This is a genomic window from Cryobacterium sandaracinum, assembly GCF_004403415.1.
GTDB classification, from domain to species: Bacteria; Actinomycetota; Actinomycetes; order Actinomycetales; family Microbacteriaceae; genus Cryobacterium; species Cryobacterium sandaracinum.
Map to the genome: position 1 here is coordinate 121,529 of NZ_SOGO01000035.1, position 23,384 is coordinate 144,912.

A 23,384-nucleotide genomic window follows, 5' to 3' on the forward strand; every position below is an offset into this window, starting at 1 on the left:
AGCACGAAAAACGGGGCGGAGGGCTCAAGTCCCCGTCCCGTCCTCCGTGCTGTGTTGCGGGTGTGTCCGCCACTGGGTGGCCCTGTGGTTGACGAGGCCGGACTTCACGGCGTACACGTTCGGCAGCGGCACGATCGGGATGATGGGCACGTACGCGGCGAGGACCGTGTTGATCTCGTCGGCGATGACGATGCGCTTGTCTGTGTCGAGCTCCGTGTTGGCCACGTCGTAGCCGATTGCGTCGCCCACGTTGTCTTCATATCCCTTTTGACCCGGCATAAAGATGAAGCTGCCCTGGGTGGTGGCGTCGACGCCTACCGGCGTGTTGACCGACTCGGAGATGAGACCGCGGTTGACGGCGTGGCCGATGGCGCGCCGCAGTTCGACGTCCGCGAGCGGGCCCTTCGAGCCGTTCATGGTGACGTGGGTCCAGGTGAGGCCACCGAATGCCTGGATCTCGGCATCCGCGCGCTTCTCAGCCCTCTGGTCGGCATCGGCGTTCGACGAGATGTGGAGCAGGTCGGTTTCGGAGTTGCCGAACGACGTGGCTGCCGATGCGCCGCTGGCCGGCAGCACGCTCGTGAAGATCGACGCCCAGTCGGCGTTGATCGAGTCGAACGTGACCGTGAAATCGAATTCGGTTCCGGTGGATTCGATCGCGCTGATCTGGTCGAAGATGGCCGTGGAGGCTAGGGAATACTTCTCGTTGGTGCCGTTCATGGCCGTCCAGGTGGCCACGTAGTCCTTGTACGTGATCGGAGTGCGCTCTTCCCAGACCGCGGCCGGGTTGAGCTCGGATCAGACCAGGGTGCCGGGAACGGCGACGATCTGCGTACAACGATGCGAAACCATGAAGACTCCCCCATCGTTCCCCCCGCCGGGATACCGGGGGAAGGAACTGCTCTCGTGTGCTTGAGGGGAGAGCCTATGCCTGCGTGAAGCGACTCTGCCCCAGATGCCAGTCTGGGGCACTTTAAGACGGAAAATGTAACAGTTTTGACACTTTGAGGGCACAATGCGCAAGAACACGATCTGTCCTGGAGCAAAGCTCAGGCGCAACCAGAAAATTCAGGCCAGCGACGACCACGCCAGCTGAACGGCCGGCCCGAGGACGAGCACGGCGCCGACCAGGAACGACCGTCGATGCCAGCGGCGCACCACTCGCTCCCCGGCGCGCTGCGGAGCCTCGTGCCGGTCCCAGAAGCCGCGGATGGCCCGGTGCGCGGACGACCCGGTGATCCGCCCGCTGGCCTCCCGCACCTGCCCGGCCGCCCGAGAGGTCTCCGGCGAAGTCGCCACCGACGACCGGACAGCGGACGGTGCACCCCAGCACACGAGGCGTTCGCCCGATCGGGTCACCACGACGACTGGTGCCGAAGCACCCGGAACCCGGTCAGCGGCCAAACTGGAAGTTGCCACCGGGAATGGCCGCGAGCAGCTCCTGGGTGTAGGCCTCGCGAGGACTGTCGAAGACCTCGTCCGTGGACGCGGTCTCGACGATCTTGCCCTTCTGCATGACGCAGACGTTGTCGGCGACGAGCCGCACGACCGCGAGGTCATGCGTGATGAACAGGTAGGTCAGGCCCAGTTCAGTCTGCAGCTCGGTGAGCAGGTTGAGGATCTGTCCCTGCACGAGCACGTCGAGGGCGGAGACCGCCTCGTCGAGCACGAGCACGTCCGGCTTGAGCGCCAGGGCGCGCGCCACGGCGATGCGCTGGCGCTGCCCACCGGACAGTTCGCTCGGGTACCGGTACCGGGTGGCCCAGGGAAGGGAGACCTGGTCAAGCAACTCGCGCACGCGGGCCTGCCGCTCCGCGGCGTTGCCGAACTTGTGGGCCAGCAGGGGCTCCGCGATCGTGTTGCCCACGTTGTACTGCGGGTCCAGGGAACCGTACGGGTCCTGGAAGACCGGCTGAACGCGACGCCGGAACTTGAGCAGCGCCGCACCCTTGAGCCCGGCGACATCCTGGCCGTCGAATTCGATCTGCCCGCTGGTGATGCTCTCCAACTGCAGGATGAGCTTGGCCACCGTCGACTTGCCCGACCCGGATTCGCCGACGAGCGCCGTGGTGGTGCCCTTCTTGATGGCGAAGGAGACGTCGTTGACGGCCAGCAGCTCGTTGTACCTCAGACCCTTGGTGCGGATGCGGTACATCTTGGAGATGTTCTGCACCTTGATCAGGTCCTGCGTCGCCGCCGCCTGCTCCCGCTCGGCCGCACGGGCCACGAGGGTCGTGTCGAGCGATCCACCGGAGAAGATCTCCACGTCGTCCGCATCCTGGCTCTTGGCCGACTGGATGCGGCGCGACGCGAGGCTCGGAGCCGCGGCCACAAGGCGCTGGGTATAGGGATGCTGCGGGTTGGCGAGGATCTCCAGCGACGGCCCGGATTCGACGACCTTGCCCTTGTACATCACGACGAGCTGCTCGGCCCGCTCGGCCGCGAGGCCGAGGTCGTGGGTGATGAACAGCACCGAGGTGCCGTAGTCGCGGGTGAGGGTGCCGAGGTGGTCCAGGATCTGACGCTGCACCGTGACGTCGAGCGCCGAGGTGGGCTCGTCGGCGATCAGGAGCTTCGGCCGGGCGGACAGGCCGATGCCGATCAGAACACGCTGGCGCATGCCGCCGGAGAACTGGTGCGGGAACTGCTTGAGGCGGTCCTCCGCGTCGCTGAGGCCCGCCTCCTGCAGCACCTGGATGGTGCGCTGACGCGCCGCCTTGCCCTGAGCCACGTTGTTTGCCCTGATGGCCTCCTCAACCTGGAAGCCGATGTTCCAGACGGGGTTCAGGTTGCTCATCGGGTCCTGCGGCACGTAGCCGATCAGGCGACCGCGCACATCCTGCATCTGTTTGTCCGACAGCCCGGCGAGGTCGCGGCCCTCGAACAGGATCTGTCCGGCCGTAATCTTGCCGGTACCGGCGAGGAGCTTGATGATGGCCTGTGCGGTCGTGGTCTTGCCCGAGCCGGACTCCCCCACGATCGCCAGCGTCTGACCGGCATACAGGGTGAGGCTGACCCCCCGCACGGCGGGGACGAGGCCGTGCTGGGTCTGAAAACCGACCTCGAGGTCGCGGATCTGGAGCAGAGGCTCGGTGGAAACGACGGCGCTCTCGCCGATGGATTCGATGACGGTCTGGCTCATCGGCGGGCCCTCGCTTCGGGGTCGAGGGCGTCGCGCACGACGTCGCCCAGCATGAGGAACGCGAGGACGGTCACGGACAGTGCCGCCGCAGGGTAGAGCAGCACCTGCGGGTTGGTGCGGAGCGAACTCTTCGCCGCGTCGATGTCGTTACCCCAGGACATGATGCCCGGCGGGAGGCCGATGCCGAGGAACGACAGGGTGGCCTCGGCCACGATGAACGTGCCCAGCGAGACGGTGGCGATCACGATCACGGGGGCGATCGAGTTCGGCACGACGTGGCGCAGCAGAATCCGGAATTTGCTGACGCCCAGGGCGACGGACGCCGTGACGTAGTCCGAGTTGCGGGCGGAGAGTACCGCGCCGCGCATGATTCTCGCGATCTGCGGCCAGGCGAAAAGCGACAGCACGAGTGCGATGGTGACGGGGGTTCGCTCCGGCAGGACCGACATGAGCACGATCGCGCCCAGCACGGTGGGGACGGCGAAGAAGATGTCGCCGATGCGGGAGACGATTGAGTCGAGCACGCCACCGTAGTAACCGGCGAGCGCGCCGACGATGATTCCCGTGAAGGTCACCAGGATCGTGGCGAGCAGGCCGACGGTGACCGAGGCCTGCGTGCCGAAGATGATTCGCGCGTAGATGTCGCAGCCCTGACGGGTGTAGCCGAGCGGATGTCCGTCTCCCGGACCAGCGTGGCTGTCGCCGAGGTCGCACTCGGTGGGCGACACCTGGGCGAACAGGCTCGGGAACAGTGCGACGATAACGATCAGGAGGATCAGGGCCGAAGAGATCCAGAAGGTGGGCCGTACGCGCATGGCGTCCCAGGCATCCGCCCAGGTGCTGCGGGCCTTCTGCGATTCATCGAGGCGGTCGACGACTTCGACCGGGGTTTCTTCGAGCGCGGCCACGTAGTGGGTCTGCGCGTTCGGGTTCTTATTTGGCATAACGAATCCTCGGGTCCAGAGCTGCGTAGAGGAGGTCGACGAGCAGGTTGGCCAGCACGAAGATCACGACCATCACCGCGATGAACGACACCACGGTGGGTCCTTCGCCGAGCTTGATCGCCTTATAGACGGTGCCGCCGACGCCGTTGATGTTGAAGATGCCCTCGGTGACGATGGCACCGACCATCAGTGAGCCGAGGTCGACGCCGAGGAAGGTGACGACCGGGACCAGGGAGTTGCGCAACACGTGCACGCCCACCACCCGGCGGCGGGAGAGCCCCTTTGCTGTGGCGGTGCGCACGAAATCCGCACTGAGGTTGTCGGAGACACTGGCCCGGGTGAGCCGCACAATGTAGGCGAAGGAGACGGAGGCCAGAACAAGGGCCGGCAGCAGCAGTTCACTCAGGGGAGCTTCGCTGCTCACCGTGGTGCGCGCCCAGCCGAGCTTCACCGCGAAGACGTATTGCAGCACGAAACCGATCACGAACGTGGGGACGCTGATCAGGAGGAGGCTGACCACGAGGGCGCTGGTGTCGAAGAGCTTGCCCTTGCGGAGCCCAGCGACGAGACCGACGAGGATGCCGAAGATGGCTTCTATGGCCAGCGCGAGCAGGGCCAGACGGGCGGTGATCGGGAAGGCCTTCGCCATCACGTCGCTGACCGGGCGGCCGGAGTAGGTGGTGCCAAGGTCACCCTGAAAGAAGTTGCCGATGTAGATGAAGTACTGCACGATGAATGGCTTGTCCAGGTTGTACTGGGCGCGGATCTGCTCGATCACTCCAGGAGCCGGGGGCCGATCGCCGTACAGGGCCGCGATGGGGTCTCCGGGAAGAGAGAACACCATGAAGTAGATCAGGAGTGTCGCACCGAAAAACACCGGGATCATCTGGAGCAGGCGTTTGCCGGTATACCAGATCATCAGGTCCCCAAGCCGGAACGTATGTACATGAAATTCACAATCACTGGTTGAGTCTAGTCACGTGTGGGGTCCGGGGCTGTATGCCCCGAACCCCACACGTGTTATCTGTTTACTGCTGACGAGCTGGTTGAACGAGAGCTACTCGCTCTTGGTGATGTCGGTGTACATCGGCACGGAGTCCCAGCCGAAGACGACGTTCTCGACCGACTCGGACCAGACGCCACTGACGTTGGAGTACCAGAGCGGGATCGTGGGAAGGTCGGCGAGGAGGACTTCCTGTGCTTCCTGGTACTTCGCGGTGGCGTCCTCGACGGAGGACGCGGCTGCGCCTTCCTTGAGCAGCGCGTCGAACTCTTCGCTGGTGTAGTCCTCGTAGTTCGAGCCGGCACCGGTCTGGTACAGCGGAGCGAGGAAGTTGTACAGCGACGGGTAGTCACCCTGCCAGCCGGCGCGGGTTCCACCGGTCAGCTTGTCGGCGGAACGGTCGTCGAGCGCCGCAGCGAACGTCGGGTACGGCTTGCCGATGGCTTCGATGCCCAACGTGTTCTTGATGCTGTTGGTCACCGCGTCGACCCAGGCGGCATGGCCGCCGTCGGAGTTGTAGGCGAGGTCGAACGTGCCGGTGTAAGGTGCGATCGCGTCGGCTTCGGCCCACTTGGCCTTGGCTTCTTTCGGGTTGTATTCGAGGACTTCGGCACCCTTGAGGGAATCGGAGTAACCGTCGATGACCGGCGAAGTGAAGTCGGTCGCAGGGGTGCGCGTGCCCTGGAAGATGACGTCCGTGATTTCCTTGCGGTCGATCGACATCGAGATGGCGGCGCGTCGCAGCTTGCCCTCCTCACCACTCCAGTGCTCGAGGTAGTACGGCATGTTGAAGCCCTGGAAGATGGCGGCCGGCTGGTTCACGAAGCGGTCCGGGAAGTCCGACTCGTAGGACTCGAACGCGGCGTCCGGGACGGCGTCGAGCACGTCGAGGTTGCCACCCTGGACATCCGCGTACGCGGCGTCCATCGAGGCGTAGAAGACGATGTTCAGGCCACCATTGGCGGGCTTGCGCACGCCGTCGTACTCGGGGTTGGTGACGAGGTCGATTCCGACCTCGTGCTCCCAGGCGCCCTCTTTGGCCAGCATGTACGGGCCGTTGCCGATCGGGTTCTCGCCGAAGGCTTCCATGTCCTCATACGCGGCGGAGGGCAGCGGCATGAACGCCGTGTAGCCCAGGCGCAGCGGCCAGTCGGCCTCGGGCGAGGCCAGCTCGACCGTGAAGGTGGATTCGTCGACAACCTTCAGACCGGTCAGTTCGGCGTCAGCGTCGTAGCTGAAGCCGGCGATGTTGTCAAAGAAGTAAGAGGCGCTCTGAGCGTTGCTGAACTTCGCTCCGAAGTTCCAGGCGTCCACGAAGGAGTCAGCCGTGACGGCCTCGCCGTCGGTGAACTCCCAGCCGTCGTTGAGCGTGACGGTCCAGTTCTGGGCGTCGTCGGACTCGATCGACTTGGCGACCTCGTTCTCGATCTCGCCTTTGGCGTTGTACGAGACGAGCCCGGCGAAGATCGAGGTGGTGATCTTGCCGCCTCCGGTCTCGGTGGTGTTCGTCGGGACCAGCGGGTTCTGCGGCTCGGATCCGTTCGTGGTGATGATCGCCGCGGTGTCACTCTCTGCCGGGGCGTCTCCGCTGGCGCAACCGGAGAGCACGAGGGCTCCCGCGGCAGCCAAGGCGATGGCAGGTATGCCCAGTCTCCTGATTTTCAATTTTCCTCCAGTGCACAGGGAAATGCCGCGTGACCCTCAGGCGAGCAGACATCTCGGATATACCGACCTTAAAGAGTGGGCGCGGACTTCGCATAATCTATTGGGGAAACGTTACAGATGCGAAACAAACTGCGCAGGATAGTTGCGCCACAGCAGGTTCTTGCGCGCAATCCGTCCACCGAATTCAGCAACCTGCACGTTCCGGGCAGTGGGAAGATGGGAGGATGATCGTGACCGCCCACGCACGCCCTCCGCTGTTGATCTTCGACGGCGACTGCGCGTTCTGCACGACCTCCGTGAACACCATGAAGCGTCTGATTCCCGGCATGCCGGCTTCCGCTCCCTACCAGTGGACCGACCTGACGTCCTATGCGCTGACGACGAAGGATGCCCAGTCCCGGGTTTGGCTGATCGTCGACGACCACCGGTTCGGCGGCGCCGCGGCCGTGGCCGCCCTGCTTCGGCACCAGCCGAATGTGCTCATGCGCGTCTTGGGCTGGCTCGGCACCGTGCCGCCGTGGTCGTGGGCGGCCGAAGTGGGCTACCGGCTCGTGGCGCGGTACCGCCACCGGCTGCCCGGGGGAACACCGGCCTGCCGGATGAAGCCGGGCGCGTGACTCTGCGCGGCAATCGAACCGGGCTCCGCTGGGAGGTGGGGATCGTCCTCGGAATGTCGCTCGGGGCATCCGCGCTCTACTCGATCATTTCGATCATCGCCCGGCTGACCGACGCCCGGCCGCTCTCGGAGCAGTCGGCGACCCTGAACGGGTCGCAGTCGCCGCGGGAATGGCTCGACTTCAGCTATCAGTTCCTGAGCATCTTCTTCGCCCTGTTCGCCGTGGCCCTGGTGCTCTACCTGCTGTGGCTGCCGGGGCAGAGTCCGTTCCGGCGGCTGGGCTTCAACTTCACGCAGCCGGGGTGCGACCTAATGCGCGGTTTCGGGCTGGTGCTCGTGATCGGTATCCCCGGACTGGGGCTCTACCTCGCCGGGCGGTCCCTCGGCTTCACCGTGGCGATCGTGCCGTCGCCGCTCGACACGTTCTGGTGGACGATCCCGATCCTGGTGCTCTCGGCGTTGCGCTCGGCACTGGTCGAGGAGCTGATTGTGGTCGGCTACCTGTTTACCCGGCTGCGCGAGCTGGGTTGGTCCACCTGGACCATCATCGTGTCCTCGGCGCTTCTGCGCGGCAGCTACCATCTCTACCAGGGCATCGGGCCGTTCTTCGGCAATGCGGCCATGGGGGTGCTGTTCGGCTGGTGCTATCTGCGTTGGGGACGCACAATGCCGCTCGTGATTGCGCACTGGATCCTCGACATCGTCTCCTTCGTCGGGTACCCGCTCGCCCTCACCTGGTGGCCGGGGCTCCTCGCCCCCGCTGCCTGACCTGCCGGCCGGCCGGCCTGCGAATTCGACGGAGATTTTGCCGAGAATGGCGCGAATCGGGCCAAAACCTGGCCGGACAGGCGAAATCTCCGTCGAATTCGTTAGGGAGTGGCGGTCTACTCGAAGGCCTCGGGGGGCGGGCAGGCGCAGACGAGGTTGCGGTCACCGAAGGCGTTGTCGATGCGGCGCACCGGCGGCCAGTACTTGCCACGGATGAGACTGCGCACCGGGTAGACCGCGGTCTCACGGTCGTAGGCGTGCGTCCACTCCCCCTCGATCACCGACTGTGCAGTGTGCGGGGCATTGTGCAGCGGGTTGTCCTCGGCAGGCCAGCGGCCGGCGGCTACGGCATCCGCTTCGGCCTTGATCGCGATCATGGCCTCGACGAACCGGTCGATCTCGCCCAGGTCTTCACTCTCGGTGGGCTCGATCATGAGCGTACCGGACACCGGAAAGCTCATGGTCGGCGCGTGGAAGCCGTAGTCGACGAGGCGCTTGGCCACATCATCGACGCTGACCCCGGTGGCCTCGGTGAGCGGGCGTAGATCGAGGATGCACTCATGTGCGACCAAGCCGTTGTCACCGGAATACAGCACCGGGTAGTGAGCCTCGAGGCGCTTGGCCACATAGTTGGCCGCGAGAACCGCGGCGCCGGTGGCCGCGTGCAGACCCTCGGCCCCCATCATGCGCACATAGGCCCAGGAGATCGGTAAAATGCTCGGGCTGCCGTACGGCGCCGCCGAGACCGGCCCGCCGGAGTGCACGACCGTGCCGCCCACCGTGCCGCCCACCGTGCCGCCGACCGTGCCGCCACTTTCATCGACACCGCCGTCGACCGCCGCCGCATCGCCGGAGGCGAGGAGGTAGTGCTCGTCGCTCTGAGCGAGGGGATGCCCCGGCAGGAACGGAGCGAGGTGCGCCTTGGCCCCGACCGGACCGACGCCCGGCCCGCCGCCGCCGTGCGGGATGCAGAACGTCTTGTGCAGGTTCAGGTGCGACACGTCGCCGCCGAAGTCGCCGTAACGGGCGAAACCGAGCAGGGCGTTCAGGTTGGCGCCGTCGACGTAGACCTGGCCGCCGGCGTCGTGCACGGCCGTGCAGATGGCGCCGACCTCGTGCTCGTAGACGCCGTGCGTCGACGGGTAGGTGATCATCAACGCGGCGAGGTTCTCGGCGTGCTTCGCGATCTTGGCGCGCAGGTCCTCCAGGTCGACGTTGCCGAGCTCGTCGCAGGCGACGACGACGACCTTCATGCCGGCCAGCACGGCGGATGCCGCGTTGGTGCCGTGCGCGCTGGACGGGATCAGGCAAACCGTGCGCTGGGTATCCCCGGTGGAGAGGTGGTAGCCGCGGATCGCGAGGAGCCCGGCGAGTTCACCCTGGCTGCCGGCGTTGGGCTGGAGGGACACGGAGTCGTAGCCGGTGACATCCGTCAGCCAGGATTCGAGCTGCCGGATCAGTTCCAGGTAGCCCTCGATGTCGGCACGCGGCGCGAACGGGTGCAGCCCGCCGAACTCGGGCCAGCTGACGGCCTCCATCTCGGTGGCCGCGTTCAGCTTCATGGTGCAGGAGCCGAGCGGGATCATGCCGCGGTCGAGCGCGTAGTCGAAGTCGCCGAGGCGCTTGAGATAGCGCATCATGCTCGTCTCCGAGCGGTGCGTGTTGAACACCGGGTGGGTGAGGAACTCGCTGGTGCGATGAAGTTCGGGCGGAAGGCCGGCCTCGACCATGCTGAAGTCCACCAGGCCGAAGGCATCCCGCCCGCCGAACGCGCCGACGACCAGGGCGAGATCCGCGAGAGTCGTCGTCTCGTCGACGGCGATGCCGACGGTGTCCGCGTCGACCAGGTAGAGGTTGACCCCGCTGGCGGAGGCGGCCTGGGTGATCTCGGCGGCGCGGCCCGGAACGGAGGCACGGACCGTGTCGAAGAACGTCGCGGTGACAACGTCGACACCGGCGGCGAGGAGAGCGACGACGAGTTGCCCGGCGCGCTCGTGCACCTGGGCGGCGATCTTCCGCAGGCCGTCGGGCCCGTGGTAGACCGCGTACATGCCGGCCATGACGGCCAGCAGCACCTGGGCGGTGCAGATGTTCGAGGTGGCCTTGTCCCGACGGATGTGCTGCTCACGCACTTGCAGCGACAGGCGGTAGGCCGGGTGGCCGGCCGCGTCAACGCTGACGCCGACCAGGCGGCCGGGAAGCTGACGCTCGAGGCCACTGCGCACGGCCATGTAACCCGCGTGCGGACCGCCGAAGCCCATCGGCACGCCGAAGCGCTGGCTGGTGCCCACGGCCACGTCGGCGCCGAGCTCGCCGGGCGAGGTGATCAGGGTCAGGGCGAGCAGGTCGGCGGCGACGACGACGAGCGCCCCCTGCGCCTGGGCGGCGGCGATAACGCCGGCCGGGTTCCAGACCCGGCCGGATGCGCCGGGGTACTGCACGAAGAGACCGAAGTACTCGCCGAGGTCCTCAGCGGACCCAGCCAGGTCGACCTCCACGAGGTCGATCCCGACGGCGGCCGCGCGATTGCCCAGCAAGGCCTTCGTCTGCGGCAGCGCGTCGGCGTCGACGAGGAAACGGGTCGACTTCGACTTCGACGCCCGACGGGTGAGGAGCATGCCCTCCACCACGGCGGTCGACTCGTCGAGCATGGACGCGTTGGCCGTGGAGAGTCCGGTCAGGTCGGCGATCATGGTCTGGAAGTTGATCAGCGCTTCAAGACGGCCCTGGGAGATTTCGGGTTGGTACGGAGTGTAGGCCGTGTACCAGCTGGGATTCTCGAACACATTGCGCTTGATCACGGCCGGGGTGACGGTGTCGTAGTAGCCGAGACCAATCATGGACCGCTTCACGGTGTTGCGGCCGGCGAGGTCCCGCAACTCCGCGATGGCCTCCCGCTCGGTGGCGGCGGGCGGCAGGGTGCTATCACCGATGGTGCGGAACTGGTCCACCTGGATCGATTCGGGCACGGCCGCGTTGACGAGGGCGTCGACCGAGTCGTAACCGAGGATCGACAGCATGCGGGACTGCGCGTCGGCATCCGTGCCGATGTGGCGCTGAGTGAAGGGCTGTGACATGTGTGCGGAACCTGGCTTTTCGTTTTCGTTACTCGCCGATGAGGGCGGAGTAGTCGGCGTAACTGAGGAGAGGAGGCAACTCCGCGAACGTGACCTTGAGCAGCCAGCCGGCGCCGAACGGGTCGCTGTTGACGAGCTCGGGGCTCTCGACGACGGCGTCGTTGGTCTCGGCGACGGTGCCCGTGACGGGGGCGAAGAGCTCGCCGACCGACTTGGTGGACTCGATCTCGCCGACGACGGTGCCGCCGGCGACATCGCTGCCGACGGCTGGCAACTCGACGAAGACGACGTCGCCGAGCTTGTCGGCGGCGTAGGCGGTGATGCCGACGGTGGCGGTGTCGCCGTCGACGAGAACCCACTCGTGCTCGGCGGTGTACTGGAGTTCAGACTGTTCGGCCATGGGGGTGTTCCTCTCGAGGGGTGGACTATTTCTGACGCTTGTAGAACGGAAGGGCGGTCACAGTTGCGGGGATGCGGGTGCCGCGCACATCGACGAAGACCTGGGTGCCGAGTCGCGCCAGGCCGGGAGCCACGTAGGCCATGGCGATCGGATGTCCGAGCGTCGGCGACAGCGCCCCGCTCGTGATCACGCCGTCGGCCACGGTCGCGTCGGCACTGCGATACACCGGGTAGTCGGCGCGCCCGGCACGCTTGCCGGCAGATTCCAGTCCCACGAGTACGCGCGCCTCCGCGCTGGGACCCTCTTCGCTGGCCTCGCGACCGATGAAATCGACCTCCTTGGCGAGGTTCACAACGCGGCCGAGTCCGGCCTGCGCCGGGTAGGTCGAGGTGCTCAGTTCGTGGCCGTAGAGCGGCATGCCGGCCTCAAGACGGAGGGTGTCGCGGCTGGCGAGCCCCGCCGGCACGAGGTGGAAAGAGGCGCCCGCCGCGCGGAGCGCGTCCCAGAGCGCCGCGGCATCCGGCACATCGACATAGAGTTCGAAGCCGTCTTCACCGGTGTAGCCGGTGCGGGCAATGAGAACGCGGCCGGCCTGGAAGGTACCACCCAAGGCGCGGTAGTACTTCAGCGCTGACAGGTCGCCGTCGACCGTGAGGTCCGCCGTGGCCTCGAGGATGGCGCGCGAATTCGGCCCCTGCACGGCGATCAGGGCGACGTCGTCACTCTGATCGGTGACGGTGACGTCGAAGCGGGTGGCCCGGGCCGTGAGCGCCTTGACCGCCGGGAAACGGTTGCCCGCGTTGGCGATGACGAGGTACTCGTTCTCGGCCGTGCGGTAGACGACGATGTCGTCGATGATGCCGCCGGCGCGGTTGAGGATGAGGCTGTACTTGGCCTGCAGCAGGTCGATCGTGGAGAGTTGGCCGGCGAGGGCATAGTCGAGGAACGCTCCGGCGTCCGGCCCGGCCACCAGGATCTCGGCCATGTGCGAGAGGTCGAAAATGCCCGCGCTGGTGCGCACGGCGTGGTGCTCGGCGAGATCGCTCGAGTAGCGCACCGGCATCTGCCACCCGGCGAAGTCCGTGAAACTGGCGCCGGCATCCACGTGCGCCAGGTGCAGCGGGGAGAACCGCTCCACCGTGGGGGTTGAATCGGTGTGGGCTTCAGTGTCCGAGGTCATGAGTTCTCCAGGTTGTCGCCGGTTGGGGGCCGAGCAAGAATCTCCGGGGCGCGATCGATCGATCGTACCCCTGGGAACTCCCCCTCTGTCGTCAGGCCTGAGAGCTTCACCGCAGCCGTTCGTCGGGCGCGATTTTCACCGTGGGCGAGCCGCTGTAGAGCCGCGACTACTTTTCAGAGTGGCCAGTTCGATGCGGTACGAGTACCTGAGAGATTGTCGGGGAGGATTGCTCCTTCGGTGTTCGACTGCCTGAGGGCGCCGAACTCTCCCGCATCGACCTTGATGGCCCTATATTCACTTGAGGGTGTGCGCTCCGAGCCTAGCGCGTGCGGGCCCGGCAGCGCGGTGCGGCCGCTTCCGTTGCCTCCCGGCGACACCTCCAGCGGGAACGCGTACCCTTGTCACTTCGCCCGCGATTCGTGCGGCCCACACAGAAAGGCGTTCCGTGGACATCACACTCCTCCGGCATTTCATCGCCGTCGCCGAGGAGTTGCACTTCCCGCGCGCCGCGATGAACCTCAATATCTCCACCCCGAAATTGCGCTCCTCGATCGCAAAACTCGAGGCGAACATCGGCGTCGTGCTGATCGACCGCACCACGGAGACCACCCGGCTGACCGCGGCGGGCAACCTATTTCTCACGGATGCCCGCACCGAGCTGGCCGCCTCGGATGAGTCCTGGAAGCCGCCGCTTCCGGCGGGCGGAAAGGCCAAGGCGGCGAAGGGCAAGGGCCGCGCGCCCGAGGTGAAGGGCCAGCCGCGTCCCGGCAAGCGCCGCCAGGGCCGCTAGCCCGCACGCTCGACTTCGGACTCTAGACGCCGGCCGAGGCACGGCGCCAGGCCGAGAAACTGGCCACCGATCCGCTATGCGGCGGCACCAGCCACGGCCACGGATGCAGCACGGCCGCGCCCTCCGCGTACCGCGCAAAGCTGGGTACCGGCGCAAACGTGACTGCTGCGTCGAGGTCCGGAACGATCACTCGCGGGTCACCCAGGTACACGACCACCTCGCGACGCCGGGCCAGATCCTGAAGGGTTTCCACGGTGAAGATCAGTCTTTTGCTTGAGAGCCGCAGCCTGGCCAGGGCCGGCTCGTCGAAGACGAAGGCGGCCGGGAGTGCGGGATGCGCCGCAAGGGCCGGATCGGCGTCGCCCAGGGAATCCACCGTCAGCAGCACCGACCGGGGTGCGCGGCGGCGCACGACGTCGGTAGGCCCCTGCGTGTCGGACAGGTGCGGATCGTGCGTGAGGTTCGCCGGCGCATCCGTCACCGGCACTGGCGCTGCCCCCACCGGAAACTGCTCGATCGGGCAGGCCCGGGCGAGCGGACAGTCCCGGCAGAGCTGCGGCGCTCGTTTCTCAACCTGCCAGCGGGCGAAGCCGTAGGCGGAGCCGGTGCCGGCACCCACGGTCCACTGCCAGCCCAGGAGGTTGGCCGCGCGGGAGCCGTCGAGCAGGTGCCGGTAGAATTCTTCCTGGCCGGCATGCCACCCCGCGCCAGACCGGACCGTGTACTGGGAGGCCAGCCACATCCGGGTCTGGTTGACCAGCCAGCCGTCGGTTTCCAGTTCCGACACGACCGAGTCGATGCAGTGCATCCGGTGCGGCCAGGCCTGGGGTTCGAATTCTCCGGCCCAGGGTGCCGCAAAGCGCAGGTTTCGGTGCAGGGCCACACCCACACGCGCATAGAGATGTCGGGCGTATTCCTGCCAGAGCAACTCGTCCCGGAATTTGCGGGTATCTCGGGCAGGTCCGTCTGCGACGTGCTCCCAAGCCCGGCTAAGCGGCACCAGGGAGTGCCGAATGTACGGTGATAGCCGGGATGCCCCGCGATCGATTTCCGGCAGCACCTGGCTGCGCCTGGCCGCATAGCCCGCGACCGAGAATGCCGCGAGGGCACGGTCGGCGCTGGTCTGGCCACCCCGGATGCTCGGGCTCGCCCGCACCTCGTCGTCGACCAGGTGGTGCAGATGGCGCCGCACCACGGCATCCGCGGTTCCGTCATTCAGAGCGATGAGCACACTTGATTTTAGACCCTGCCTGAGGGGCAGCAGAAAGCGAAACGGGCCTGGGCCGGTCACGATCAAAATGATCGCGATCGGCCCAGGCCCGCTGGCGGTGAGCAGGTGGCCGGGTAGGCCTACTTGTTCCGCACGTGCACCGGGGCGGCGATCTCCTCGGCCTCATCGACCGATAGTTCGAGGTGTGCGAACGCCGGGTCATCCGCGAACGATTTCATCCGCGCGATCCGGTAGATGATCAGACCGTAGAGGGCTTTGGCGAGGATGTCGGCGACCGAGTATCCGATCTGTTTGCCGACCCAGGCATCCGAGCCGTCGATACCAAGCATGGGCAGTAGGTAGGCGATCGGGTAGACACCCCAGGTCAGCAGCAGAAGCAGACGCAGCTGGCTGATCGTGCGGCGCACACTCCGCGGCTGGCGGTCGAGGGACTTGGTCAGTTCGATGAAGAGAACATAGAGGATGTATGCGAACGGGATGGTGGAGAGCAGACCGAAGATTCCGCGCACCCCGTTGTCCCCGCTGAGCTCGCCGGGGTACCCGAGGATGATCATCAGGGCCGAAGCCGGAATGAGCCGGTACAGGAGACTGGTCTGCACCTTGCGGGCCAGGGCGAGAACCGCGATCAGTTCGAGCAGCAGCAGGGGAACCGTGAGCAGCCAGTCGACGTAGCGGTAGCCCTCATTGAAGGACTCCCCGGCGACCTGCACATAGTTGCCCGCCCCGCCGATGGCCTCGGTGACGAAGGCCGCCTTGAAGGAGTCGAAAATGCGGAAGTAGTGGTAGGCGGCAATCGCACAGACGATGGCCGCGACGGTCATCGCCTGACGGTACCGGGGCAGGACCCGCTTGAGCGAGATGATGATGAAGATCGACGTGAACAGCTGTGACGCGATGACGAGCGAGAACACGTTGTAGACGGTGTCGTATTGAATCTGGGTGAGGGAATCGGGAATCACGTTGTCCTCCGAATAAGCGAGAAAGAACAGGAAAGAGCCGTGCTGTAGAGCTTTGCTGTGTTTATTGATTGATCAGTCATTTAACTGCCTAGCTGACTGCTGTCTAAAAATTTAGTACGAGTTTCCTGAATCTTTGCATAGAGTATGCCCCCAGTCAAAAGGTCAATAGCAGGAAGACAGATGACGGCCCCTCGGAGCACGGAAGAGCGGGTTCTCCGGCAGGGGGTCGGCCGATCCGGTACGCGCCACGTCGGTGAACACCCCTCGCCTGACAGCGTGGTGCTTGAGCAGGTGGTTGCGGAGGGCGCGCAGCCGCTACACGCTCGGTGACCTGGTCGACACCAGGCCGGCCGCGCCCAAGCCGATGAAGATGGCCGTGCGAATCAGCAGACGCACCATGACTACCCCTTCTTGACCGCGGCCTTTGCCGCGCGCTTGGTTTCCCGCACCCGGGTCAGCGATTCGGGGTCGACAATGTCGGCGACGGACCGGAACGAGCCGTTCTCGCCATAGGGCTCGGAGGCCTCGCGCCAGCCCTCCGCGACGAGCCCCTGACGCTTGCCGAGCAGGGCAAGGAAGATCTTCGCCTTCTGCTCGCCGAATCCCGGGAGCGCTTTCAGGCGCCGCAGGATCTCGGCGCCGTCCGGGGAGTCGGCGGTCCACAGGGCGGACGCATCACCCCTCCAGTCTGAGGCGATCACACCCGCGAGGGTCTGCGTGCGAGCGGCCATCGAGCCCGGATAGCGGTGCACGGCCGGCGTGGCCCGGAACACCTCGACGAGTGCGTCGGCGTCGAAGCCGGCGATGGTCGCCGGATTGAGCGTGCCGATCCGGTCGCGGATCTTGGCCGGACCGGCGAACGCGGTCTCCATCGCGATCTGCTGATCCAGCAGCATCCCGAGGAGGAGCGCGAAGGGGTCATCACTGAGCAGGGCGTCGGCGGCGTCGTCGCCGGTGAGGTACAGAATCATGCGCCCATTGTGCCACCGGCGGCGCGCCGGCGGGACTCCCCTAGACTCGGCGGATGTCCCGCCTCGTCGTCGTCCTCCCGCTCACGGCGCTCAGCACCGGCGACAGCTTCCCGGTGTCGGAATGGCCATTGCACATCACCGTGCTGCCCCCTTTTCACACGGATGTCGCGGCATCCGTCATCGCGGATGTCATTTCCGGCGTCGTCGCCGCCACGGCATCCGGCCGCACCGCCCTCACGGCGGTCGCGGGTGCCGACGCGCTCTTCGGCCGGCGCGAGGACGTGCCGGTGACGCTCGTCGGGGACGATCCACGCCTGACCCGGTTGCACCGCGCCCTCATCGAGGCTGTGCGGCCGCTTGCCTCCATCCCCGACGAGCCCGCGTTCACGGGTCCCGGCTTCCGGGCCCACATCACGATCAAGAACGGCGCCCGGGTGCACGAGGGCCAGCGGCTCGCTCTCACCCAGATCGCCCTCGTGGACATGGCGCCCCGATCGGCGGCGAGCGGCCGCACGGTGCTCGCTACGTTCCCGTTGCCAACTGCCGTGTGAGCGCAGTCACCCGGTCGGGTGCAGCGGGTCTGTGCGCCGAGTTCGACGACTGCAAGCGAGTTCGGCGCCTCTGCCGGGCAGGTTGCCGGGTGGGAGGCGATCGCGATGCTCGGCAGCCGATTCGGCGGGCACGCGGAATACGTCTGCATCCCGCAGGATGGCGCGATCACGGCGAAGCCACGGAACATGACCTTCACGGATGCCGTGACTCTCGTCTTCGGCGGGACCACCGCCCATGCTTTTTTCAGTCGCACCGCGATCAAATTGGGCAGCACCGTGCTCGTGAACGGCGCATCCGGTGCCGTGTGCACGGCGGCGGTGCAGCTCGCCAAGCAGATAAGCGCGCGAGTCACCGGTGTGTGCAGCGGCGCCAACCGCGAGCTGGTCACCGCGCTCGGCGCCGACCGGGTGATCGACTATACAACGGAGGATTTCCTGCTCGAGGGGCAAACCTACGACGTCATCATGGATTGCGTCGGGAACGCCTCCTTTGAACGCGCTGCGGCGTGCCTCACTCCGGGCGGCGCCCTGTTGCTCGTCGTTTCCGATCTCCGGGGGCTGCCTCTGGCCGCCTGGCACACCAGGAGGAGCGGGAGTAGGGTCGTCGCGGGCAACATCGACAGCACCGCGGATGCCCTCGCGCACCCAGTCGACCTTGCCGAGTCGGGTCTGTTCCTGGCGGTCATCGATTGGACGTACGACCTGACCGACATCGCTCTGGCGCACCGTTTCGTCGAGGCCGGCCATAAGAAAGGCAACGTCATCCTGTGCGTCGCGGGCGGTTGAGGGGGCGGAAGGTTGAGGGGACGGAAGCAGTCGCTCTGGTCCGTGAGCGTCGGGGTACGCGGTTTTGAGTTCATCGAGCGTGGCCCCGATCCCGATTCTGTTGCTCGTCCGCGGAGAAGTCGAGGTGTCGGCCGAGGGATCTCCCCGTTCCCTGCAACACGATTTGCTGAAGCGGGGAGCCCCGCGCGGTGGCTAATTCAGGAGAATTGTCCGGCCCGCGGCTGTATCCACATTGAAAGACCAGTCTGGGGCATCCCCGGGCGACAGATCTCCTGATTTAGCCACACCCCACCGTGCCGGCTCCGTCGAGCGAGGCCTACCGCGAATTCTCACGCGCCGGATGCCCCGCTGAGAGCGCTGGCAGCGGAGTTCGTCGGCTGCGGTCGAGATCGCCCCACAACACCGGGGAAACTCGACCGGACCTGTCGGTCTCGGCGACCGCGACCGCGGGCACGGTCGATCGACACGCCACATGCAACGCGCTGGACGTTGAAGCGGAACTCCACCGCATCACCGCACGAAAACACATTACGAGTACCAGATAACTCAGCCGGCCAAGCCAAGGAAGACCATCACGACTCGCTCGAGTGCCGCGAGCTTCGCCATCGCAACTGATGCCGGAACGGACAACTGCGCCCCGTGCACCGGCCACAATTGTCCGAAACGGAAACAGTTGCGGCCGGAACTCGGCTAGACGTTGAAGCGGAACTTCACCACGTTCCGTCACCGATAGACATGGCCCCGCCCACGAAGGCCGCCGACACGTAATCTGTGCAACGATGTCCCGACTGCAGTCAGATCCAAGGCGACATCGGGGGAAGTATGATCGTTTACGGGGTGCCGGATAAGTTCGACAGAGCGCTGGCAGCTCTGTTTCTGATTGCAGCTCTGTTTCTGACCGGATGTTCCGGCCCACCGGGTCCCGTCCTCGGCGGCGCAAGCCCGACGGCAACAGCAACGCCGACGGCGACAGCAACGCCAACGCCGGGCCGCACTGAAGCGGCGCATCCGTCAGCTCCGGCCCCTGTGACGGACCTCCTCATCACTGCAACGTCGATCGAACTTCGAGACGCGTCCGGCACGACCCTGTCCACGTTCGATTATTTTCAACCTGCCGGCGAGTTGGTTGCCGGTCTGTCCACGGCTTTCGGAAGCGCACCTACCTCAAAGCACTTCGAGGGCGGCAGCGAGGTGCCTCCGGGAACCAATTACATCTGGGGCGATATCCTGCCTAAGGGCTCTGAGTCGCCTACTCCATGGGACGGCGATTTCGTCCTCGTGGATGGTGTGCCAGGCGGGACGTCACCACATGAACCGAACACCTGGGTGAAGGTTTCCTCGTCCGCCGTGAACGGTGTTCAGATCAGCACCGTCGACGGAATCGCTGTTGGAGATGATGCCGCCGAGATCGCGGCACGACACCCCGACACCGCGCGCCCACAAGGCAGCAGACGCGACATCTTCGTTGGACTCGTACCGCTCCCACCCTTGGACTCCCTGTCAGAACTGACGTTTTCAGTCTGGCTCATCGCCGCCGACCCACTCGGCCCTATCACCGAATTCCGCTCTCCCTCACCTAACTGGGGCGTGTGAGGTTTTCACTCTTGGTGAGAGGACACAGTATCTCGCGGTGAGGATCCGGGAGCCAGAGACTCTGTATGAAACGTTCCGGCCACTGCGAGTGACCTCTTCTGGGGAAGCGTGAATGAACGGAGGCTATGCCCCGGAGCCCTGAATCGACCGAAGCCGCGCGGGTAAGAAGTAGGCTCCGACCAGGCCCCAACATCAACACCTGGAGGACTTTGTAATGCGCCGGCCGCTGGCTCTGACCGCCATTGTGGCCGCCGCTTTGCTCACCCTTACCGCATGCAGCACCGACCAGGTCGACGGCGATGTCGCCGCATCGTCACCGACACCGGTCGCGACCGCCACGGTAACACCCACACCGGAACCCACTCCATCGGCGACACCTGCCGCGCTGCCGGCAACCATAATCATCGGCGCCGAAGCCACCGATATCGTCACAGCCGACGGCACGGTCCTCGCATCGCTGAACTATCAGAGCGATGGGGATGCAGCTGTGGCCGTACTCAGGGGCCTTCTCGGCGAGCCGACGTCAGAATCGGTGCAGGAGTCCTCCCACTACCCAAGGGCCGAACTCACGGAATGGGACTGCTTCACGATTGGGGTGAACCGTCCTGACGCAGACTTCAATCCGCGCCGGGCCCGTACATCCCCGCCTTTCAGGTCAGGGCATCCGGAACCATGGCCACCAACGGTGTCGCCATTGAGGATGTCAACGGCAACCAGACCGGGCAGGACTTCGAGTCAACAGCTGACGGCAAGCCTGCCGATCAAGTGCATTATGACGAAACCTTCGGGATCGACTCTGTCACCCTCGACATGCCGTCGTCATTCTCAGGCGCGATTCCGGATTACGGACTGCCAATGACCTACGGCGTGATCGGTTTCACCGGCCGAGACACCGGCATCATCGAAAAAATCCTCGCCCCCACCGACTTGTTCTCGCTAACATAGCCGCGCCCTCAAACGTCGGAACGAGCTGGATCAACTCACCTGCCTCGTCCTCGACGCACGCCGCAGACATGACGTTGTGTCCCACTTCCCGCACCAGGTCGGACGGATACAGACTCTCGACCGTTGTCATGCCCAACCCGGAGCGGGCTACACGTTGAAGCGAAATCCACGGAGTGGCATCGCGGAGCAACCTTTAGAGCCACGTTTCGCGCCCTCCTGGCTATCTCCGCATCGTCGCTGCCAGCAGCGTAGTGCCCCCTACTCTCTGCCTTCCTCAAGCGGGATGAGCATCGTTCGAAATGGTCCGACAACGTCGTGGAAGTCCCAAATCCGATCGGCGACGCCGTCGATGCCGTTGGCAAGCTGAAGCTGAGGAATGCCTCCTGGGATCACGAGTTGGTTGACACGGACGCCCTCACCCGCGAGGGCATCGTGGAGCATCTCGCCGTAGGCGCTCTCAGCCGGGAAGGCGACCGATGTACCTGCGAAGTCAGCGCGGGCCTTCACCGAGGTTCCGCCGTTGATCATGATAATGCTGCCGCTTCCTGCCTGCCGCATCGCCGGGAGCACTGCACGCACCGCGTGGATGAGCCCGAGGGTCGAGAACTGCAGGGCCTCTAGCGCCAGCTCGGGAGTCATCTCAAGCACCGGCTTCAGGTAGTCGCGCGATGGGAGCGGACTGTACTGCAGCGCGGTGATGGGCCCGAGCTCTGCCGCGGCGCGCTTAAGGGCAGCTTCGAGCGACGCCGGCGTGCGGACATCAGCAGCGTAAGCACTCGCGGTGAAGCCGGCAGCGGTGAGCTCGGCTGCCATAGCGTCTATTTTCGACTGGTTTCTGGCGATCAGGGCAATTGAGAAGCCCTCGCGCCCGAACCTTCGCGCAACTGCTGCTCCGAGTCCCGGTCCGGCTCCGATGATGGCGATGACAGGCACGATGGTCTCCTTCGATTGCTGCTGCTTCGATGACTAACGCGAGGAGCTAGAGCCTATACATTGAACCTAAACTCCACCACGTCGCCGTCCTGCATGATGTATTCCTTGCCCTCGATGCGGGCCTTGCCCCTGGAGCGGGCCTCCGCCACGGAACCGGCCTCCATCAGGTCGTCGAAGGAGAAGATCTCCGCCTTGATGAAGCCCTTCTGAAAGTCGGTGTGAATGACGCCGGCGGCCTGCGGAGCGGTCCAGCCCTTTCGGATGGTCCAGGCGCGTGTTTCCTTGGGGCCGGCCGTGAGGTAGGTCTGCAGGCCGAGGGTGTCGAAGCCGATGCGGGCGAGCTGGTCGAGTCCGCTCTCGGCCTGGCCGGTGGAGGCCAGCATCTCGGCGGCGTCCTCGGCGTCGAGTTCACTGAGCTCGGATTCGAGCTTCGCGTCGAGGAACACGGCGTTGGCCGGGGCCACCAGCGCGGCCAGAACAGCGAGCTTCCCGGCATCCTGCAGCACCGCCTCGTCGACGTTGAACACGTAGATGAACGGCTTGGCCGTCAGCAGGCCCAGCTCGCGGATGGGCTCGATGTCGAGCGTGGCCGATGACAGCGGCGCTCCGGCGTCGAGGATGGCCTGCGCCTTGAGCGCGGTCTCCAGCACGATGGGGGGAAGCTTGCGCCCTTTGACCTCTTTCTCGAAGCGGGAGACCGCCTTCTCGAGGGTCTGCAGGTCGGCGAGGATGAGTTCGGTGTTGATCGTCTCCATGTCGCCGGCCGGGTCGACGGCGCCGTCGACATGCACCACGTCGGGGTCGGCGAAGCCGCGGATGACCTGCGCGATGGCGTCGGCCTCCCGAATGTTGGCAAGGAACTTGTTGCCGAGCCCCTCCCCCTCGCTGGCGCCGCGCACGATGCCGGCGATGTCGACGAACGACACCGGGGCAGGCAGCAGACGCTCGCTACCGAAGACCGCGGCCAGCTTGGCCAGGCGGTGGTCGGGCAGGTTGACGATGCCGACGTTGGGCTCGATGGTGGCGAACGGGTAGTTCGCCGCGAGCACGTTGTTCTTGGTCAACGCGTTGAAGAGGGTGGACTTGCCAACATTGGGCAGTCCGACGATTGCAATAGTAAGAGCCACGAAAGTCAATCGTACCGTCTGCGACCCGAGGCCGGTCGGCACAGCGGCGACGCGCTGTCGGCGGCCCGTGACAGGATGAAGCGGTGCCAGTCAACTTCACCGCCATCGACTTCGAGACCGCCAACTCCTCCAGCGCTTCGGCCTGCTCGGTGGGGCTGGTGAAGGTCCGTGACGGCAAGGTCGTCGACCGCATCGCCTGGTTCATCAAGCCGGCCGTCGGGCACGACGTCTTCCTGGCCTGGAACATCAAGATCCACGGCATCCGGCCGACGGATGTCGCCGGTGCGGCCACCTGGGCGCAGCAGCTTCCCGACCTGGTCGCCTTCGCCGGCGACGACCACCTCGTGGCGCACAACGCCGGGTTCGACCTGGGGGTCATCAAGACGTCCTCCACGGTCGCCGGGCTGGTCGTGCCCGACTTCAACTACGTCTGCAGCCTCCAGGTGGCCCGCCGCACCTACCACCTCGACTCGTACCGGCTCCCGGTGGCCGCGATGGCCGCGGGCTTCGAGGGTTTCGCCCACCACGACGCCCTGGCCGACGCGGAGGCCTGCGCGGCCATCATGATCCACGCCGCCGACCGGCACGGGGCCGACACTCTCGAGGAGCTGGCGCAGATCACCGGCGTAAAGATCGGCGCCATCGGGCCGTTCGCCACGAAGGAGAAGTCCGCCACGCACGGCCCGATGGCGCTGAACTAGGC

Annotated in this window: 22 protein-coding genes and 2 riboswitches; of the genes, 8 read left to right on the plus strand and 14 right to left on the minus strand. The window is 65.8% G+C overall.

Going from position 1 to position 23,384, the window contains the following annotated elements:
* Window positions 1–24: 24 nt before the first annotated feature.
* From E3T25_RS13105 to E3T25_RS13130, 6 genes are all read right to left on the minus strand, one after another.
* On the minus strand, window positions 25–738 hold the full coding sequence (locus E3T25_RS13105) for an ABC transporter substrate-binding protein (protein ID WP_134374708.1): 714 nt from the start codon (window positions 736–738) through the stop codon (window positions 25–27).
* A 330-nt stretch (window positions 739–1,068) separates the two neighbouring features.
* Window positions 1,069–1,299: a hypothetical protein gene (locus E3T25_RS13110; RefSeq protein ID WP_134342332.1), complete on the minus strand. Its 231-nt coding sequence runs from the start codon at window positions 1,297–1,299 to the stop codon at window positions 1,069–1,071.
* Window positions 1,300–1,393: 94 nt separating this feature from the next.
* Window positions 1,394–3,142 carry a dipeptide ABC transporter ATP-binding protein gene (locus tag E3T25_RS13115; RefSeq protein WP_134374710.1) on the minus strand — a complete coding sequence of 583 codons (1,749 nt, stop codon included), beginning with the start codon at window positions 3,140–3,142 and terminating at the stop codon, window positions 1,394–1,396.
* Window positions 3,139–4,086, minus strand: coding sequence for an ABC transporter permease (locus E3T25_RS13120; protein ID WP_104100880.1), 948 nt, complete (start codon window positions 4,084–4,086; stop codon window positions 3,139–3,141). The genes E3T25_RS13115 and E3T25_RS13120 overlap by 4 nt, the downstream gene beginning before the upstream one ends.
* Window positions 4,076–5,005, minus strand: coding sequence for an ABC transporter permease (locus tag E3T25_RS13125; RefSeq protein WP_104100879.1), 930 nt, complete (start codon window positions 5,003–5,005; stop codon window positions 4,076–4,078). The genes E3T25_RS13120 and E3T25_RS13125 overlap by 11 nt, the downstream gene beginning before the upstream one ends.
* Window positions 5,006–5,143: 138 nt before the next feature.
* Window positions 5,144–6,754 carry a peptide ABC transporter substrate-binding protein gene (locus tag E3T25_RS13130; protein ID WP_104100878.1) on the minus strand — a complete coding sequence of 537 codons (1,611 nt, stop codon included), beginning with the start codon at window positions 6,752–6,754 and terminating at the stop codon, window positions 5,144–5,146.
* Between the two features lie 230 nt (window positions 6,755–6,984).
* On the opposite strand from E3T25_RS13130, the gene E3T25_RS13135 reads away from it, so the two are divergent.
* Complete coding sequence (locus E3T25_RS13135) at window positions 6,985–7,371, plus strand: thiol-disulfide oxidoreductase DCC family protein (RefSeq protein WP_241977339.1); 387 nt, start codon at window positions 6,985–6,987, stop codon at window positions 7,369–7,371.
* A 53-nt stretch (window positions 7,372–7,424) separates the two neighbouring features.
* Window positions 7,425–8,138 (plus strand): CPBP family intramembrane glutamic endopeptidase, encoded by a 714-nt coding sequence (locus E3T25_RS13140; protein WP_134374760.1) that lies wholly within the window; start codon window positions 7,425–7,427, stop codon window positions 8,136–8,138.
* A gap of 116 nt (window positions 8,139–8,254) precedes the next feature.
* Here the strand turns inward: E3T25_RS13140 and gcvP are convergent, their stop codons facing one another.
* The 3 genes from gcvP to gcvT are packed head-to-tail and all read right to left on the minus strand — an operon-like array spanning window position 8,255 to window position 12,795.
* Entirely contained in the window at window positions 8,255–11,215 is a 2,961-nt protein-coding gene (gcvP, locus tag E3T25_RS13145; protein ID WP_134374712.1) for an aminomethyl-transferring glycine dehydrogenase, read from the minus strand.
* A 28-nt stretch (window positions 11,216–11,243) separates the two neighbouring features.
* A complete protein-coding gene (gene gcvH / locus E3T25_RS17090; RefSeq protein WP_104100875.1) occupies window positions 11,244–11,615 on the minus strand; it encodes a glycine cleavage system protein GcvH in 372 nt (123 codons plus the stop codon).
* 25 nt (window positions 11,616–11,640) lie between these two features.
* Window positions 11,641–12,795 (minus strand): glycine cleavage system aminomethyltransferase GcvT, encoded by a 1,155-nt coding sequence (gene gcvT / locus E3T25_RS13155; RefSeq protein ID WP_134374714.1) that lies wholly within the window; start codon window positions 12,793–12,795, stop codon window positions 11,641–11,643.
* A gap of 78 nt (window positions 12,796–12,873) precedes the next feature.
* Window positions 12,874–12,977, minus strand: a riboswitch (glycine riboswitch).
* Between the two features lies 1 nt (window position 12,978).
* Window positions 12,979–13,076, minus strand: a riboswitch (glycine riboswitch).
* 164 nt (window positions 13,077–13,240) lie between these two features.
* On the opposite strand from gcvT, the gene E3T25_RS13160 reads away from it, so the two are divergent.
* Window positions 13,241–13,585: a LysR family transcriptional regulator gene (locus E3T25_RS13160; protein ID WP_134374716.1), complete on the plus strand. Its 345-nt coding sequence runs from the start codon at window positions 13,241–13,243 to the stop codon at window positions 13,583–13,585.
* 22 nt (window positions 13,586–13,607) lie between these two features.
* Here E3T25_RS13160 and E3T25_RS13165 read toward each other — a convergent pair whose 3' ends face one another.
* From E3T25_RS13165 to E3T25_RS13175, 3 genes are all read right to left on the minus strand, one after another.
* Entirely contained in the window at window positions 13,608–14,816 is a 1,209-nt protein-coding gene (locus E3T25_RS13165; RefSeq protein ID WP_198415665.1) for an FAD-binding domain-containing protein, read from the minus strand.
* A gap of 119 nt (window positions 14,817–14,935) precedes the next feature.
* Window positions 14,936–15,775, minus strand: coding sequence for a bacteriorhodopsin (locus E3T25_RS13170; protein ID WP_104100872.1), 840 nt, complete (start codon window positions 15,773–15,775; stop codon window positions 14,936–14,938).
* A gap of 401 nt (window positions 15,776–16,176) precedes the next feature.
* Window positions 16,177–16,746 (minus strand): HhH-GPD-type base excision DNA repair protein, encoded by a 570-nt coding sequence (locus E3T25_RS13175; RefSeq protein ID WP_134374718.1) that lies wholly within the window; start codon window positions 16,744–16,746, stop codon window positions 16,177–16,179.
* 53 nt (window positions 16,747–16,799) lie between these two features.
* On the opposite strand from E3T25_RS13175, the gene E3T25_RS13180 reads away from it, so the two are divergent.
* From E3T25_RS13180 to E3T25_RS13195, 4 genes are all read left to right on the plus strand, one after another.
* Window positions 16,800–17,297, plus strand: coding sequence for a 2'-5' RNA ligase family protein (locus E3T25_RS13180; RefSeq protein ID WP_134374720.1), 498 nt, complete (start codon window positions 16,800–16,802; stop codon window positions 17,295–17,297).
* A 105-nt stretch (window positions 17,298–17,402) separates the two neighbouring features.
* Entirely contained in the window at window positions 17,403–18,083 is a 681-nt protein-coding gene (locus E3T25_RS13185; protein WP_134374722.1) for an NAD(P)-dependent alcohol dehydrogenase, read from the plus strand.
* Window positions 18,084–18,920: 837 nt separating this feature from the next.
* On the plus strand, window positions 18,921–19,676 hold the full coding sequence (locus E3T25_RS13190) for a hypothetical protein (RefSeq protein ID WP_134374724.1): 756 nt from the start codon (window positions 18,921–18,923) through the stop codon (window positions 19,674–19,676).
* 672 nt (window positions 19,677–20,348) lie between these two features.
* Window positions 20,349–20,621, plus strand: a complete 273-nt coding sequence (locus E3T25_RS13195; RefSeq protein ID WP_134374726.1) for a hypothetical protein — start codon at window positions 20,349–20,351, stop codon at window positions 20,619–20,621.
* A gap of 258 nt (window positions 20,622–20,879) precedes the next feature.
* On the opposite strand, the gene E3T25_RS13200 is transcribed toward E3T25_RS13195, so the two are convergent.
* A complete protein-coding gene (locus tag E3T25_RS13200; RefSeq protein WP_134374728.1) occupies window positions 20,880–21,554 on the minus strand; it encodes an SDR family NAD(P)-dependent oxidoreductase in 675 nt (224 codons plus the stop codon).
* Between the two features lie 53 nt (window positions 21,555–21,607).
* A complete protein-coding gene (gene ychF, locus E3T25_RS13205; RefSeq protein ID WP_104100896.1) occupies window positions 21,608–22,681 on the minus strand; it encodes a redox-regulated ATPase YchF in 1,074 nt (357 codons plus the stop codon).
* A gap of 83 nt (window positions 22,682–22,764) precedes the next feature.
* On the opposite strand from ychF, the gene E3T25_RS13210 reads away from it, so the two are divergent.
* Complete coding sequence (locus E3T25_RS13210) at window positions 22,765–23,382, plus strand: exonuclease domain-containing protein (protein ID WP_104100864.1); 618 nt, start codon at window positions 22,765–22,767, stop codon at window positions 23,380–23,382.
* Window positions 23,383–23,384: the final 2 nt, after the last annotated feature.